The 14169-nt window shown below is 72.9% G+C and carries 14 protein-coding genes; 9 read left to right on the top strand and 5 right to left on the bottom strand.

Going from position 1 to position 14169, the window contains the following annotated elements; translation table 11 throughout:
• Positions 1 to 3 precede the first annotated feature (3 nt).
• Genes J7462_RS17835 through J7462_RS17820 form a run of 4 tightly spaced genes read right to left on the bottom strand, consistent with a single transcriptional unit; the run spans position 4 to position 6502 of the window.
• Positions 4 to 1962, bottom strand: coding sequence for an MFS transporter (locus J7462_RS17835; RefSeq protein WP_219465086.1), 1959 nt, complete (start codon positions 1960 to 1962; stop codon positions 4 to 6).
• A gap of 2 nt (positions 1963 to 1964) precedes the next feature.
• A complete protein-coding gene (locus J7462_RS17830) occupies positions 1965 to 5762 on the bottom strand; it encodes an ATP-binding protein (RefSeq protein ID WP_255597770.1) in 3798 nt (1265 codons plus the stop codon).
• A gap of 49 nt (positions 5763 to 5811) precedes the next feature.
• Complete coding sequence (locus J7462_RS17825; protein ID WP_067302246.1) at positions 5812 to 6174, bottom strand: hypothetical protein; 363 nt, start codon at positions 6172 to 6174, stop codon at positions 5812 to 5814.
• A gap of 13 nt (positions 6175 to 6187) precedes the next feature.
• Complete coding sequence (locus tag J7462_RS17820) at positions 6188 to 6502, bottom strand: hypothetical protein (RefSeq protein WP_091247662.1); 315 nt, start codon at positions 6500 to 6502, stop codon at positions 6188 to 6190.
• Between the two features lie 356 nt (positions 6503 to 6858).
• Between J7462_RS17820 and folP the strand changes: the two genes are divergently transcribed.
• From folP to J7462_RS17785, 7 genes are all read left to right on the top strand, one after another.
• The gene (gene folP, locus J7462_RS17815; RefSeq protein WP_219465084.1) at positions 6859 to 7755 is read left to right on the top strand and encodes a dihydropteroate synthase; all 897 of its coding nucleotides are present in this window, start codon (positions 6859 to 6861) and stop codon (positions 7753 to 7755) included.
• The gene (folB, locus tag J7462_RS17810) at positions 7752 to 8111 is read left to right on the top strand and encodes a dihydroneopterin aldolase (protein ID WP_208567746.1); all 360 of its coding nucleotides are present in this window, start codon (positions 7752 to 7754) and stop codon (positions 8109 to 8111) included. The genes folP and folB overlap by 4 nt, the downstream gene beginning before the upstream one ends.
• A complete protein-coding gene (folK, locus tag J7462_RS17805; protein ID WP_219465082.1) occupies positions 8108 to 8635 on the top strand; it encodes a 2-amino-4-hydroxy-6-hydroxymethyldihydropteridine diphosphokinase in 528 nt (175 codons plus the stop codon). The genes folB and folK overlap by 4 nt, the downstream gene beginning before the upstream one ends.
• 19 nt (positions 8636 to 8654) lie before the next feature.
• Entirely contained in the window at positions 8655 to 9176 is a 522-nt protein-coding gene (locus J7462_RS17800) for a DUF3180 domain-containing protein (protein WP_374197533.1), read from the top strand.
• A gap of 101 nt (positions 9177 to 9277) precedes the next feature.
• Complete coding sequence (locus J7462_RS17795; RefSeq protein WP_208567748.1) at positions 9278 to 10492, top strand: ABC transporter permease; 1215 nt, start codon at positions 9278 to 9280, stop codon at positions 10490 to 10492.
• Between the two features lie 107 nt (positions 10493 to 10599).
• Positions 10600 to 10905 carry a hypothetical protein gene (locus J7462_RS17790; protein WP_088643875.1) on the top strand — a complete coding sequence of 102 codons (306 nt, stop codon included), beginning with the start codon at positions 10600 to 10602 and terminating at the stop codon, positions 10903 to 10905.
• Positions 10906 to 10970: 65 nt separating this feature from the next.
• A complete protein-coding gene (locus J7462_RS17785) occupies positions 10971 to 11471 on the top strand; it encodes a hypothetical protein (RefSeq protein ID WP_219465081.1) in 501 nt (166 codons plus the stop codon).
• Positions 11472 to 11539: 68 nt separating this feature from the next.
• Here J7462_RS17785 and J7462_RS17780 read toward each other — a convergent pair whose 3' ends face one another.
• Positions 11540 to 12535, bottom strand: a complete 996-nt coding sequence (locus J7462_RS17780; protein WP_219465079.1) for an ABC transporter ATP-binding protein — start codon at positions 12533 to 12535, stop codon at positions 11540 to 11542.
• Between the two features lie 2 nt (positions 12536 to 12537).
• Here J7462_RS17780 and J7462_RS17775 point away from each other — a divergent pair, with 2 nt between their 5' ends.
• A complete protein-coding gene (locus J7462_RS17775; protein WP_208567751.1) occupies positions 12538 to 13224 on the top strand; it encodes an ABC transporter permease in 687 nt (228 codons plus the stop codon).
• Between the two features lie 173 nt (positions 13225 to 13397).
• Positions 13398 to 14120, top strand: coding sequence for an ABC transporter permease (locus J7462_RS17770; protein ID WP_208567752.1), 723 nt, complete (start codon positions 13398 to 13400; stop codon positions 14118 to 14120).
• Positions 14121 to 14169 lie beyond the last annotated feature (49 nt).

The raw sequence follows: 14169 nt of genomic DNA, 5'->3' as shown, positions 1-14169 counted from the left end.
GCGTCACCTGGCCTCGGAGCGTATACGGGGGCTGGGCTTCACCGGTGTCGGTGCGGGTGTGGCGGAGCCGGGTCGGTAGACCACGAAGGACGGGGCCTCCTCCGGTACGTCCGGCTCGGTCCAGCTCGCCGGGGTGCGGCGCCGGGGGCGGGGTGCGGCCGTCGGCCGGCTGGTCTCCCGCGACGGTGGCTTCGCCTCGGTCTCGTCGGCGCGCTCGCGTCCATCCGGGCGTTCCCGCTGCGCCGGCGTGCTGACCGTGGAGTGGCTGGGGTCCTCGCGTCTGGCCTCAGGACGCAGGGTGACCGGTTCCAGCGCGGCCCCGCGCCGCCGGGTGAGCTTCGGCTCGGCCGTACCTCCCGGCTCGGCCACGTCGAGGCGGGCGGCGACGCGCATGTCCCGGAAGAACCGGCGGTGCCACGACCCGGCCGAGCCGACCGCCTCACTACTGTCCTTGCCGCCGAGCTGGGTGATCCTCCGGTAGGGCCGGAGCAACAACCAACCGACCACACCACAGAGCCAGACCAGCACCACCTGAAGCCAGCCCGGCAGGGTGGGGGTGCTCATGATCAGGTCGACGGCGAACAGGTAGATCGCCGCCCCGGTGCCGAAGATGGCGATGTTGAAGACGGCGGCGACCACGGCGTTCGCAAGCCGCCGCAACCCGGCGCTGGCCGGGCGGAGCAGGCCGATCGTGCCCAGGATCGGTGCGGCGATGACCGCCCAACGGAAGATCATGAAGCCGAGCAACACCAACAACGAGGCGGTGAGGTCGAACATGGCGAAGAGCAGCGAGGCGAGCACCGCGATGAACCCGGAACCGATCCGGTCCATGTCCCGGCTGCCCTGGAGATACTCGTAAGCCTCGGGATCCTCGGCCTTGATCTGCTCGGCGACCGTCATCCACTGCTGCTGCTTGGCCTTGATGGTGGCCTCGCGGGTGGCGGGGTTCTGCCGGAGCTTTTCCGCCTCCTCCCAGGAGAGCGACTTGGCGTCGTAGAGGGCCGCCCCGTACTTCTGCGCGGTGTCACTGTCCGCCGAACCGAGGACCCCACGTAGCCAGTTGCGGTACAACATCGATTCGGTGGCGGTGTCGCTGGCACGGACGGCAGGGGGCCGTTTGTCCACGCATGCATCCGGGTTCGGTAGGACGCATCGGTCCGGTGGAATGTCACGGGTCGCAGGTCCGACGGCGTCGTGTACGACGCCGAGGGAGGTGATGAGGGTGCCGTCAGCTATGTTGGCGGACTTCACCGGCCAGGCCGCGAGCGCGGTCACCGCGACCATCACCAGCAGTGCCCAGCCAGCGGTGGTCATCGCGTTGCTCATGTCCGACTGACGGGAACGCCAGAGCAGGTAGAGGCCCACCACGCAGAGCGTCACGATACCGAAGACGCTGAACACCTTCTGGTAGACGGCCTTGGTCGCCTTCTCCACCAGTGGGTCCGCCCAGTTCCACATCGACCGTGGATCCCAGGCGCGCTCCCGGAGCGCGTTCGAGGCACCCACCACCGCAGTGGCCATCATCAGTTCGCCGTTGGCGACGGTCGTGGTGAACTTGTAGTCCGGATGCAGGACGGTGGAGGCGCAGCCACCATCGACGTCGTACGTGTTGAAGCTGTAGCCGCCGTAGCCGTAGTCGCTGTAGAGGCCCTTCGGCCCGGGGAGCTTCGACGCGTCGGGCCGGGAGGCGAACCAGCCGGCCAGCCCGGAGTCGGGGGCTGAGGGAACCGGTGGTTTGCGGCAGTCCACCTCGGTTTCGCTGACCTGCTTCAGTTTCTTCACACAGGCGCGGAAGTCGGCCTGCCACTCTTTGGTGGTGCAGAGATCCGCCGCGGCCTGTGCCGTCACGGATGTCGCGGCGTACGCCGGTGTGGCCCCGATCACCGGCCAGGCGATCGTGGCACCGGCGAGTACGCCGAGTGCGAGGAGGAGCGCCGTGATCCGTGCCCGGGTCCTCGCCATTGTCACGCCTCCAGATCAGCCAGGACGGTCGGTAGTATCCCGGCGGCCTGAGCGGCTGCGGCGGGGGTGGTGTCGAGGTGGTCCAGCAGCCCCTCGACGTACGACACGTCAACCCGGACCTTCTGCACCCGGCCGTCGACGTCCCGCATGACGAACTCGCGGAAGCCGAGCCGGGTCGCGGAGGTGGTGTCGACGGCGGACAGGGAGGCCAGGGTGGCTTCGTAGCCGTCGTCGACCGGGACCCGGAGCAGCCGGAGCGCCTCGGAGGCGATCTCGGTGTCCTCGGCGATCCGGCCGACGAAGACGGTGGAGACGAGGTTCTGGACGTCGAGGCCGAGGATGTCCTTGGGGTTCTGTGAGGCGACCAGGGCGGCGAGGTTCCACTTGCGGGAGTCGCGGGCGAGGCGGACCAGGAAGGACCGGCCGGAGCGCCAGCCCTCCATGAAGTGCGCCTCGTCCAGGCCGACGAGCTTGCGGGAGGACATCGACCCGCCGTAGCAGCGGCGTACGGCGAGGCGGTGCGCGGTGTGCAGCATCGGCAGCGCCAGCGCCTCCTCGGCCGACCAGTACTCGCGTTCGATCTTGAGGTCGGGCAGTCGGAGACCGGCCATGGTGATCACGGTGAGCGCCGCGTCGGCACCGAGCAGCCCTTCCGGCGGGCGGCCGAAGAAGAGCATGGCCAGCGGCATCTCGGCGGTGTCGAGCAGCAGGTGGGCCAGTTCCCGGCCGGCGTCGTCGTCGAGCCCCTGCAGGCAGGCGACCACGTCGTCCAGGGTGGAGGTCTCCTCGGCGGGCACCTGGCGTACCGCGTGCCGGAACAGGGTGGCGGTGGACGCCTCCCTGGCCACCTGCGGTGGCACCAGCATCATGCAGATGTCCTGCACCAGCATGCGTCGCTCGGCCCGGGCGTTGGAGACGGCGATCTCGAACTCCCGGTCACCCGCCGCGCCGCTGTTGAACTCGCTGCGCAGCGGGGTGGGGATGAGCGCGTACGGGGCCAGCGTCCCCGGTTCCGAGCCGGTCAGGTTGAGCACCCGGGCGTACGGCTTGAGTTCGGGCATGGCGCAGAGCCGGGCCAACGGGCCGGACGGGTCGAGCAGGGTGACCTGGACCCCCCGCCGGGCGGCCAGGTAGCCGAGCGCGCCGAGCAGCGTCGACTTGCCACCGCCGGGTTCGGCGACGAAGACGGCGAGGCCGGACCGCTCGCGTACCTCCATCGGGAAGTGCAGGTCGAGGAAGACCGGCCGGCGGCAGGTCCCGGCGGTACGACCGATCAGGTCGCCCCGCCGGTCACCGACGGTGGACGCCGCCTGGGGGAGCGCGGCGGCCAGCAGCGGCACCGGCATCCGGCGGACGTAGCCGGTGTTGGCGATGGGCTCCCCGGGGATGAACTCCCGGGCCAGCCAGTCCTGGTTCTTGGGGTGTTGCAGCGAGATGCGCAGCTCGCGTGAGTAGAGCTGGATGAGCCGGCGGGCCCGTTCCATGCACTCCTCGCGGGTCCGGCCGCCGACGGCGATCCGGTGCCAGCCGTGCGCCCGGGCGGAGTCGACCGGCAGGCCGGTGGTCATCTCGTCACCGATCACCAGCGCCCGCTTGGCGAGCCGCTCCAGCTCGGGCGGGGCGTCGATGCCGTGTTCGGCGTAGTCGAGCTGCTGCGAGCGGATCATCCGCAGCCGGTGTTCGAGGTTACGGAAGGAGTCACCGGAGCCGAGGATGTCGACCCGGGTGGAGATCTCCATCGGCCAGGGCAGCCGCTCGTGGAAGTGCAGCCACGGTTCGTGCCGTTCGGGGATCTCCAACGGCTCCATCCGGCCGACCGCGAGCACGGCGACGTGCCGTTCCTCCCCGGTCATCCGGTTGACCAGCTTGACCGTGGTGCCGTACGGGGTGCGGTACCGCTCGACCTGTTCGGTGAGGGCGAGCAGGTCACCGCGTTCCCACCGCCCGTTGGTAACCGGGGAGAGCGTGCCGGGCGGGGCCATGCACAGCGCCACCGAGCGGTAGAGCAACCACTCCAGCTCCTGTGCGGTGACCCGCCGACCCCGCATGCCGAAGCTGCCCAGCACCTCGTCGAACTGCTCGACGGTGCGGCCCAGCTTGCGACGCTCCCCGTCGGCGGTGCCCCTGCCGAAGGCGCGCAGCAGGCGTTCGGTGAGGGAGTCGCCGAGCGAGCGACGGGCGAAGGTGACCCCCAGGTAGGTCTGTCCCTCGGCGTGGTTGACCGACATCAGGTGCTGCTGTGCGGCGACCAGGTGGTCGGCCCAGCCGGGTGTGCCGGGGACGTCGGGCAGCGGTGACGCGGTGTGCGCGTCGATGGTGCGGGCCCACTCGTCGGCCGGGAACGGCCGGGTGGTGCGGCGCAGGTGCAGCCGGAAACCGGCCAGGCCGGCGTACTGCTCGGAGATCGCGGAGAGCAGCGCCTCGCGTTCGGCGTCCGGGCGGAACGCCCATCGGACCTCGGGGAGCCAGTACCAGGCGGTGACCGTGTTGGGGGTGAAGGTCAGGTGTCCGGCGATCTCGGTGATCGCCAGGTCGATCGAGGGGTCCCGGTCACCGAACTTGATCTTCGGGGGGCGTACCCGGACGGGCTTGGTCGCCTCGGTCCGGCGGCTCGCCGCACGTTGCCTCGGCGCGGCCAGTTCGCGGGGGCCGGGTTCGGTGGGGTCGGGCTCGACGAGTGCACGCCGGGTCGGTTCGGCGGTCAGCGCGCCGGCCGGCGCGGTCACGGACTCGACGCGGACCGGTTCGGCCGGCTCCGGCCAGGCCGGGTCGGTGGTCTCCGGCCAGACCGGCTCGACGTGGTCGGGCCAGGTCGTCGGCGGGGACTCCACCGGGGTGGGGCGGGGCCGAGCCGTCAGCGCTGCGGCCCTTCGGGCCTGTTCGTCGGCGTCCCGCCGGGCCGACTCGGCGGCCTCGCGCCGGCTGCGCTCGGCGGCCTCGATCCGGGCCGCGTCGGCCGCCGCCCGGCGGGCCTGCTCGGCGGCTTCCCGCTGCGCCGTCTCGGCGGCCTCGTGTCGGGCCTGTTCGGCGGCTTCGCGCTGGGTCTGCGCGATCGCCTCCCGTCGGGCTGCTTCGGCGCTCGCCCGGCGGGCCTGTTCGGCGGCTTCCCGCCGGGCCTGCTCGGCCGCTTCCCGGCGGCTGCGGTCGGCGGCTTCCCGGGCCCGTTCGGTGGCTTCCCGGCGGGCCCGTTCGGCCGCTTCGCGGGCGGTGAGCGGCTCGCCGGTGTCCCGGGGGAACAACTCGGCCGGGACGCGGCGCGGTGCCCGCTGCGGTGGTTCGGTCGGCCGGTCACCGGCGACCGCCGACCGGTCGCCCTGCTGGTGTGGAACCCGGGTACGGGCCGGTCGCTCGGTCGGCGGGGCCGCCTCGATGGCCGCCGGAGGCGCCTGCGCCTCGATCGCCGCCGGTGGCGTCGACGCGGCGGCGATTCGGTGCGGGGCGGGCTGGGGCTGCCGGCCGGGGCCGCGCCGCGCGGCGGTGCCGGGGGCGGCCCACCGGGTGCCGGGGGGTGCCGGGGCGTGGACCGCCGCCGAAGAGATCGAGGAAGGGGGAGTCGATGTCGGTGCCGTCACCCACCAGCATCGGCGCGGCGGAGACCGGCTCGATTGGGGGGGTGCCCCGCCGGGGGTTGGGCGGGGTGCCTGGAAGACGCCGACCTTGCCCGGGCCGGTGAGCAGGGTCGGGTCGTACGGCTCGTCGTCCCGCAACTCCTCCTGGGGGTAGTCGAACGAGCGCGCACGGTTACCGTGTGGGGCGCTGTGTCGTCCGGCCGGGAAACCCGGCGTGGAAGAGCGACTCATTCGACCGCCTCACCCATGTGGTCCGACTGCCCGATGCGGGTACACCCGGTCATGCCAGTTCCTCCCGGATCCTGATCCGGCTGCCGACCAGGCGGGGGTCCCGCAGCTCGGCGGCCGGTTCCCGGGTGCGTCGCCAGTCGGTGAGCGCGGTGCGGATGACCATCCGCGCCGGCCGGTCCGGGTCGACGTACCGGAAGATGAACGAGGTGCTCACGATGGCGAGCGCGATCTCCCAGGCGGGAAACAGCTCGACCTGCAACGTGAACAGCCAGTGGATGAACATGTAGAGGGGTACGAGCAGCATGAACAGGCCGTACTGGGCGTAGGGCAGGTGGACCGGAAGGGTGTAGCCGGGCGGCCCGAGGTAGACCAGGCGGGCCCGGTAGATGTCGTCGTCGGTGCGCAGCCGCATGTCTCGCCCGCGCCTATTCGAAGATCAGATCGATCAGATAGTCACCGATGAAGAAGAGTGTGGCCGCGCCGGCGATGAAGGCCAGCCCGACGATCGCGATGGCCGAGCTGGTGAGCACCTTGGAGATCTCACCCCGGCTGGCCCGCCCGATGAAGATGACCCCGAGCACCGCGAGCAGGATGGGAGCGATCTTGCTGGCGAAGAAGGTGACGACACCGTTGGTGTCGATGCCCTTGGGGGCTGGTTCGGCGAGTGGCGCCGTCGCCAGGGTGTGCAGCACCTGCGCGACGCCGGACGACGTCGTCTCCATCAGCTCGAAGGCGATCACTGGAACCTCCCCATAACGCGGCCGGCGGCGCCGCGGTGGTGCAGTAGGCAAGCCTGGCGGGAATGTGCTCACTGTGCACGGCATCGTTGACGCGGTGCGGGTCTCCCACCACGGAGAGTGGCGAGATTTGGGGGGATTTTCCCGCTTTGGCCCTCCCTCCAGGCTTCGCCATCTCTTGATGCTGGGCAATTCCACAGCGTACGGGCCGCCCCCCTTTGCGACAAGCCGCGAAGAGTCGACCCGATTCGGCCCGGAAGACCGATAGTACACCTGTTCTAATCGGCACGTCAGTCCGGCCGTGGAGAGGGCCGGTGGGGGTTCCCGGGACGCCCCGGCGCGACCGGTACCGTCTAGTCGTGACCGATCTGGTACGGGCGCAGGCCCCGGTGGTGATGGGCGTCCTCAACGTCACGCCCGACTCCTTCTCCGACGGCGGCCGGTACGCGGATCTGGACGCCGCCGTCGCACACGGGGTGCGACTGCGCGACGAGGGTGCGCACCTGGTCGACGTCGGTGGCGAGTCCACCCGACCGGGCGCCGACCGGGTCGACCCACGGACCGAGGCGGCCCGGGTGCTGCCGGTGATCCGGGAACTCGCCGCCGCCGGCGTGCCGGTCAGCATCGACACCACCCGGGCACCGGTGGCCGAGGCGGCCGTCGCCGCCGGGGCCGCCGTGGTCAACGACGTCTCCGGCGGACTGGCCGACCCCGACATGGCCCGGGTGGTCCGCGACGCCGGCTGCCCCTGGGTGCTGATGCACTGGCGGGGACACTCGCGCGGAATGGCCGAGCTGGCCGCGTACACCGACGTGGTCGCCGACGTCCGGGCCGAGCTGGCCCAGCGGGTCGACGACGCGCTGGCCGCCGGGGTGGCCGCCGACCGGCTCGTGATCGATCCCGGGCTCGGCTTCGCCAAGACCGCCGCGCACAACTGGGAACTCAGCGCCCGCCTGCCGGAACTGCTCGAACTCGGCCTCCCCCTGCTCTTCGGGGCCAGCCGCAAGTCCTACCTGGGGCGGCTGCTCGCCGCACCCGACGGCACCCCCCGCGACACCGACGGCCGGGCCGCCGCCACCGTCGCCACCAGCGTGCTCGCCGTGGCCGCCGGCGCCTGGGGGGTCCGCGTGCACGACGTCCTGGGCACCGTCGACGCGCTCGCCGTCTGGTCGGCCACCGGCCACCCCCGGCTCGCCACCACCCCCATCGGGAAGGACCCGGCCCACGCCGGCCGGGCAGAGGGAGGACGACGATGACCGACCGGATCGCCCTGACCGGCCTGCGGGCCCGGGGCCGACACGGCGTGTACGACTTCGAACGCGCCCAGGGGCAGGAGTTCGTGGTCGACGCCGTCCTCGAACTCGACCTCGCCCCGGCCGCCCGCTCCGACGAGGTGACCGACACCGTCCACTACGGCGAGCTGGCGCAGCGGCTGGTCGCGGTGCTCACCGGCGAGCCGGTCAACCTGATCGAGACGCTCGCCGACCGGCTGCTCGCGGTCTGCCTCGCCGAACCGTTGGTCACCGCCGCCACCGTCACCGTCCACAAACCCGAGGCCCCGATCCCGCACCCCTTCGCCGACGTGTCGGTCACCCTGCGGCGTACCCGGTGACCCGGGCGGTGCTGTCGATCGGCAGCAACCTGGGCGACCGGCTTGGCCACCTGCGGACCGCGGTGCACCGCCTCGGTGACACGGTGCTGGTGCTCTCCGGCGTCTACGAGACGCCCCCCTGGGGGGACGCCGACCAGCCGGCGTACCTCAACGCGGCGGTGATGGTCGCCGACCCGGCGGCGGCCCCGGGCGACTGGTTGGCCCGCGCGCAGGCCGCCGAACGGGCCGCCGGTCGGGTCCGCGACCCGGCCCGCCGGTTCGGCCCGCGCACCCTCGACGTGGACGTCGTCGCCGTCTGGGACGACAGCGGCCAGCCGGTGCTCAGCGACGACCCGGAGCTGACCCTGCCGCACCCCCGCGCCCACCAGCGTGCCTTCGTGCTCCGACCGTGGATCGACATCGACCCGCACGGGCGACTGACCGGCCACGGCTGGCTCACCGACCTGCTCAACGCCGAACCGGTCGCCGGTGACGCCCTGGAACTGAACCCGCGCCCCGATCTGACGTTAGAGTCGGACTTATGAACCAGTGGAGCCGGCCGGCATGACAGCGCCCCGACCGCCCCGTGACCAGGAACCCGACGGGTCGAGGATGGGCCCCACCCGGTTCTCGACCCTGGTGGTCGCCGCGCTCGCCGCCGCGGCCCTGGCCTGGCTGCTGATCAGCAGCTTCTACTACAGCGGGATCCCCCGGTTGCCCTGGCTGCCGGTGGTCACCCTGGCCGCGCTGGCCGTGCTCGAGGCGTACGCGGCGGTCAACACCCGGGGCCGCATCGAGCGCAAGCCCGGCCGGGAACCGGTCAACCCGCTGCTGGTGGCCCGGTTCGTGGTGCTGGCCAAGGCGTCCGCGCTGGCCGGGGCGATCTTCCTCGGCTTCTACGCCGGGCTGACCGGTTGGCTCTTCGTCGAGCCGACCAACGCGGCGATCGAGGACCGGCCGGCCGCCGGGGCCGGCGCGCTCGCCTCCCTGGCACTGGTCGCCGCCGCGCTCTGGCTCGAACGCTCCTGCCGGGTCCCCGAGTCCGACGACGACGCCGACGACCGGCAGGACCGATCCGGCCGCTGACCGAGGGGTTACGCCCGGCCCTGCGCGCGGGTACGGTGCCTGGCGACCGGAGAACAGTCAGCCGTCACCGGGGACGGCCGGTCACCTGGGAGGCGCACCGCATGGTGTACGACGAACCGGGCCGGGCGGCGTCGGCAGAGGTGCCCGTGACCGCACTGGACACCGTCTTCGACGACCCGACGCACGGGGAGCCCGGCCGCGACCGGCTGGGCGTGCACGTGGTCTGGGAACTGGTGCTGCTGCTCGCCCTCGTCGCGTTGGCCTACCTGCTCTGGCGGGAGAACCCCGACGCGTTGCGCGGGGCGGGCCTGCGCCGGTTGCTCGTCGACGCGGTCGCGTTGGGTCTGCTCGTCGTCGCCGCCGGGCTGAGCCTGCGTACCGCAGCGGTGAACCTGGCGATCGGCCCGGTCGCGCTGGCCGCCGCGCTGCACTTCGCCGAGCAGGGCGACCGGGGGGTGTCCACGGCGGTCGTGCCGGCCCTGGTCGCCGCCGCCCTGGGTGGGCTGGCCCTGGCCTGGGCGGTGGTGGTGCTGCACGTGCCCGGCTGGGCGGCGAGCCTCGCGGCCGCCGCCGGAATGATCGTGTGGATCGAGCGGTGGACCCTGCCGGTGGCGGTGCAGGCCGACTACGACCCCCGGCGCAACGCCTACTACCTGTTCGCCGGCTTCGCCGCGGTGGCCGTCCTGCTCGGAGCGTTCGGCGCGATCCGGGCGGTACGTCGGCTGGTCGGCCGGTTCCGGCCGGTGGCCGATCCGGCCCTGCGTCGCGGGATGGCGGCCGCCCTGGTGACCGCCGCCGCGCTGACCGCCTCCACCGTGCTCGCCACGCTCGCCGGGGTGCTCGTCGCCGCCAACGCGACCGGCCCGGTGACGCCGGGGTCGGGGCTGGACTGGACGGTGCTCGCGGTGGGCGTGTCCATGCTCGGCGGTGCCAGCGCGTACGGCCGGCGGGGCGGGATCTTCGGTGCCCTCCTCGCGGTCGCCCTGGTGGTGACCTATCTGGCCTGGGCGACCGGGACCGGCGCTCCGACCGACCGGTGGGCCGTCGGTGGGGTGGCGCTCGCGGGTGGCCTGGTGGTCACCCGGATGGTCGAGACGTGGGGCCGACCCCGGACGGCCCGGGGTGAGCCGGTGGAGCTGCCGCCGGTGCGGGACGGGGCGATCAGCTCCGGGTGGTCGATGCCCCCGGCCGGCGAGGCGCGCAACTGGACCCCGGCGCTGCCGGAGCGGACGACCGACGCCGACACCCCGCCCGACCCCTGGGAGGCCCCCCGTTGGCAGAGCGGCCCGCCGCGCTGGGACGCCGACGAACGGTGACCCCGATCGGGCGGCGGACCATCCCAGCGGGGCCCGGACCGGTGGCGACCGTACGGGCGGGCGTGGACGACGGGCCGGGAAGGATCTCGCCGGTTAGGCTCGCGGGCATGACCGAGACTCCTTCCGCCGGCACCGGCCACACCTTCGACCAGCTCGACGCCCTCTCTACGGAGGAGTTGCGGGAGCGGGCCTTCGCGCGGGCCCGGGAGCGGCGGGACGTCGGCTTCTTCTGGTCGGTGCTGCGGCACCTGCCGAACGCCGACGAGGCCGCCGCGCTCGACGGGGCGCCCAACTCGGTCGGGCCGACCATCGACGAGGCGGCGGCGCTGTGGCGGGAGCTGACCGGGCACGGCTACGAGGAGTCCGCGCCGCTGCTGCGGGCCGCGTTCATCGACTACCTGATGAAGCACTGAGCGGTCGCGTCGCCGGCTGGCGGGAGAGGTTTGCCGGTCGGGGCGGGTCGGGCACTTCCCGCCGCATGGCCCTCACCCAACGTCCCCGCACCGTGCGCGGGTACGGCACCGCCGCCGGCACCGGCACCCTCGCCGCGCTGATCCTCGTCGGCGTCTGCGGCAGCCCGTGGTATGTGAGCTGGGCCGAGGCGCACACCGACCCGAACTCCGCCGGTGGCTGGTATCTGCGGCTGCTCGCCTGGCCGGCCTGGCGGGTCGAGTCGGCGGACCCGGCGCACGGGGTGCTCGCCACCGACCTGCGGGCCATCCTGCTGCTGGTGTTCGCCGCCGCGCTGCTTTACCTGCTGCCGACCGGCCAGGTGGCCCGGGTGCCGGGTTCGGCCAGCCAGTTCTTCTCCGGCTGGGCCGCGTACACCCTGGCCGGGGCGGCGGCGACCCTGGTGGCGGCGCTACTCACCACGGACGGACCGCTGCAGGCCGCGTTCGAGGCCACCGGCACCGGTGCCGGCTACGGCTTCTTCGCCGGCTGGATCATCGGGCTGGCCAGCCTGGGCGGCCGGGCCTGACCCGTAGGCGGCCGGCCCGCCCCCGCACCGACCCGCTGGACCGGGTCCGGGTGGCACTTCCACGCCGGCTAGCTGCCGGGCTGCCCCAGATCGAGGACCCGGGCGCGGCTGAGCGTGCCGGCCGGCCGGCCGTCGGCGGTGACCAGGACCGCGTCGGTGCCGGCGGTGAGCATCGCGGCCAGGGCGTCGTACGCCGAGCGGCCCAGCGGCAGCTCCGGCAGGGTGGCGTCGGTGGCCTCCCCGTCGAGCACCTCCCGGGTGACCGGGGTGACCGCCAGCCGGCGGATGCCCCGGTCTGCGCCGACGAAGTCCCGGACGAACTGCGAGGCGGGCGTGCCGAGCAGGGCCGCCGGGGTGTCGTACTGCTCCAGCCGGCCGCCCTCGGACAGCACCGCGATCCGGTCGCCCAGCCGGACTGCCTCGTCGAGGTCATGGGTGACCAGCACGATGGTCTTGCGGACCTCGGCCTGGAGCCGGAGGAACTCCTCCTGCAGCCGGGTCCGCACGATCGGGTCGACGGCGGAGAACGGCTCGTCCATCAGCAGCACCACCGGGTCGGCGGCCAACGCGCGGGCCACCCCGACCCGTTGCCGCTGCCCGCCGGACAGCTCGTGCGGGTAGCGGCGTCCGAACTGGGCCGGGTCCAACCCGACCAGCTCCAGCAGCTCGCCACTGCGCTGCCGGATCCGCTCCTTCGACCAGCCGAGCAGCCGGGGTACGGTGCCGACGTTGGTGGTCACCGTCTGGTGCGGGAACAACCCCACGTTCTGGATGACGTAGCCGATCCGCCGCCGCAGTTTCACCGGGTCGACGCGGGTGATGTCCTCGTCGCCGAGCATGATCCGGCCGCCGGTCGGCTCGATCAGCCGGTTGATCATCCGCAGCACCGTCGACTTGCCGCAGCCGGACGGGCCGATCAGCACCACCAGCTCGCCGGCCGGCACCTCCAGGCTCAGCTCGCGGACGGCGTCGGTGCCGTCGGGGTACCGCTTGCGGATGCCGTCGAGCGTGATCGAGGCGGCAGTGTGTCCTGCGTCGCCGGTGCCCCCGGGGGTAACGTCCACGTGTGTCCTTCCACCTGAGTTACCGGGCCGAGCCGGGTAATCCGTGGTTCTCCTGGCAGTACGTGCGGGACAACTCTGACACCATTCTCGCCGCGCTGCGCGAGCACGCCTCCCTGACCGGCCGGGCCGTGCTGCTCGCCGCGCTGGTGGCCCTGCCGCTGGCGGTGGTGGCCTACTGGTACCGCCGTCTCGCTGGGCCGATTCTCGCATTGACCGGCGTGCTGTACACGATCCCCTCCCTGGCCCTGTTCGCGTTCATCGCCCCCTATCTGGGCATCGGCGCGGTGACCGTGTTGACGGTGGTGGTGCTGTACGCGCTGCTGGTGATCGTCCGCAACGCGGTGGCCGGGCTGAACCAGGTGCCCCCGGAGGTGCGCGACGCCGCCGAGGGCATGGGGTACGGCCGGTGGGCCCGGCTGTTCCGCATCGACCTGCCGTTGGCCCTGCCCGGCATCCTCACCGGGGTACGCCTCGCCACGGTCTCCACCGTCGCGTTGGTCACCGTCGGGGTGGTGATCGGTCGGGGTGGCCTGGGGCAGTTGATCTTCGCCGGCTTCCAGAACAACTTCTACAAGGCGCAGATCATGACCGGCACGCTGCTCTGCGTCCTGCTGGCCCTGGTGCTGGACCTGATCCTGGCCGGCGTGGGCCGCCTGCTCACCCCCTGGCTGCGGAGCCGTCCCCGGTGAGCGCGAGGAGTGCAGCGCAGCGGAGCCCCGCAGTCGCGAACGGAAGGTCGGTCCGGTGAGCGCGAGGAGTGCAGCGCAGCGGAGCCCCGCAGTCGCGAGCGGAAGGTTGGTCCGGTGAGCGCGAGGAGTGCAGCGCAGCGGAGCCCCGCAGTCGCGAACGAAAGGCATATCCAGTGAACCCGGTGCAGCAGGCGGTGGTCTGGCTCAACGACCCGCTCAACTGGACCAATCCCGGTGGGGTGCTCGACCGGGTCGGGGAGCACCTGAGCATGTCCGTCGCGGCGGTGCTGCTGGGCTGCCTGGTGGCCTGGCCGGTCGGTCTCTGGCTGGGGCACTCGGGGCGCGGCGGCGGAGCGGTCGTGTTGATCTCCAACCTGACCCTGTCCATCCCGACGCTGGCGCTGCTCACCATCCTCCCGCTGACCTTCCTCGGATTCGGGCGTCCGGCGGTGGTGGTCGCCCTGGCCGTGTTCGCGGTGCCGCCGCTGCTGGCCAACGCGTACACCGGGGTGCGGCAGGCCGACCCGGAGGCCCGGGACGCGGCGCGCGGGATGGGGCTGTCCGGGTGGCAGGTGCTGCGGCGGGTGGAGTTGCCGCTGGCGGTGCCGTATCTGGCCGCCGGGTTCCGGACGGCCGCCGTGCAGGTGGTGGCGACGGCGGCACTGGCCTCGTTCGTCAACGGTGGTGGGCTGGGCCAGATCATCCGGGCCGGCTTCGGGCTGGACATCGCGGCCGGTGGCGGGCAGATCATCGCCGGTGGGGTGCTGGTGGCCGGGCTGGCGTTGGCGGCGGAGGGGCTGCTGGCACTGGTCGAGCGGGTGGTGACTCCGCGACCGCTGCGGCGTACCCGGCGGGTGGCGAACCGGCGGGCGGCGGACGCCACGGCGGGGAACTGATCCCTTTCCGTGACGATCACGTTACGAAAGCGGTTCAGAGTTTGTCGGT

Origin of the sequence: Micromonospora sp. RL09-050-HVF-A (assembly GCF_019374995.1) — a bacterium.
GTDB lineage: Bacteria > Actinomycetota > Actinomycetes > Mycobacteriales > Micromonosporaceae > Micromonospora > Micromonospora antibiotica.
This window is presented reverse-complemented; position numbering and strand designations above follow the sequence as displayed.

Coding starts and splice junctions, on each gene's coding strand:
- J7462_RS17830 (WP_255597770.1), bottom strand. CDS start 5,762: ATGAGTCGCTCTTCCACGCCGGGTTTCCCGGCCGGACGACACAGCGCC.
- J7462_RS17825 (WP_067302246.1), bottom strand. CDS start 6,174: ATGCGGCTGCGCACCGACGACGACATCTACCGGGCCCGCCTGGTCTAC.
- J7462_RS17835 (WP_219465086.1), bottom strand. CDS start 1,962: ATGGCGAGGACCCGGGCACGGATCACGGCGCTCCTCCTCGCACTCGGC.
- J7462_RS17795 (WP_208567748.1), top strand. CDS start 9,278: ATGGTGTACGACGAACCGGGCCGGGCGGCGTCGGCAGAGGTGCCCGTG.
- J7462_RS17785 (WP_219465081.1), top strand. CDS start 10,971: ATGGCCCTCACCCAACGTCCCCGCACCGTGCGCGGGTACGGCACCGCC.
- J7462_RS17790 (WP_088643875.1), top strand. CDS start 10,600: ATGACCGAGACTCCTTCCGCCGGCACCGGCCACACCTTCGACCAGCTC.
- folB (WP_208567746.1), top strand. CDS start 7,752: ATGACCGACCGGATCGCCCTGACCGGCCTGCGGGCCCGGGGCCGACAC.
- J7462_RS17800 (WP_374197533.1), top strand. CDS start 8,655: ATGACAGCGCCCCGACCGCCCCGTGACCAGGAACCCGACGGGTCGAGG.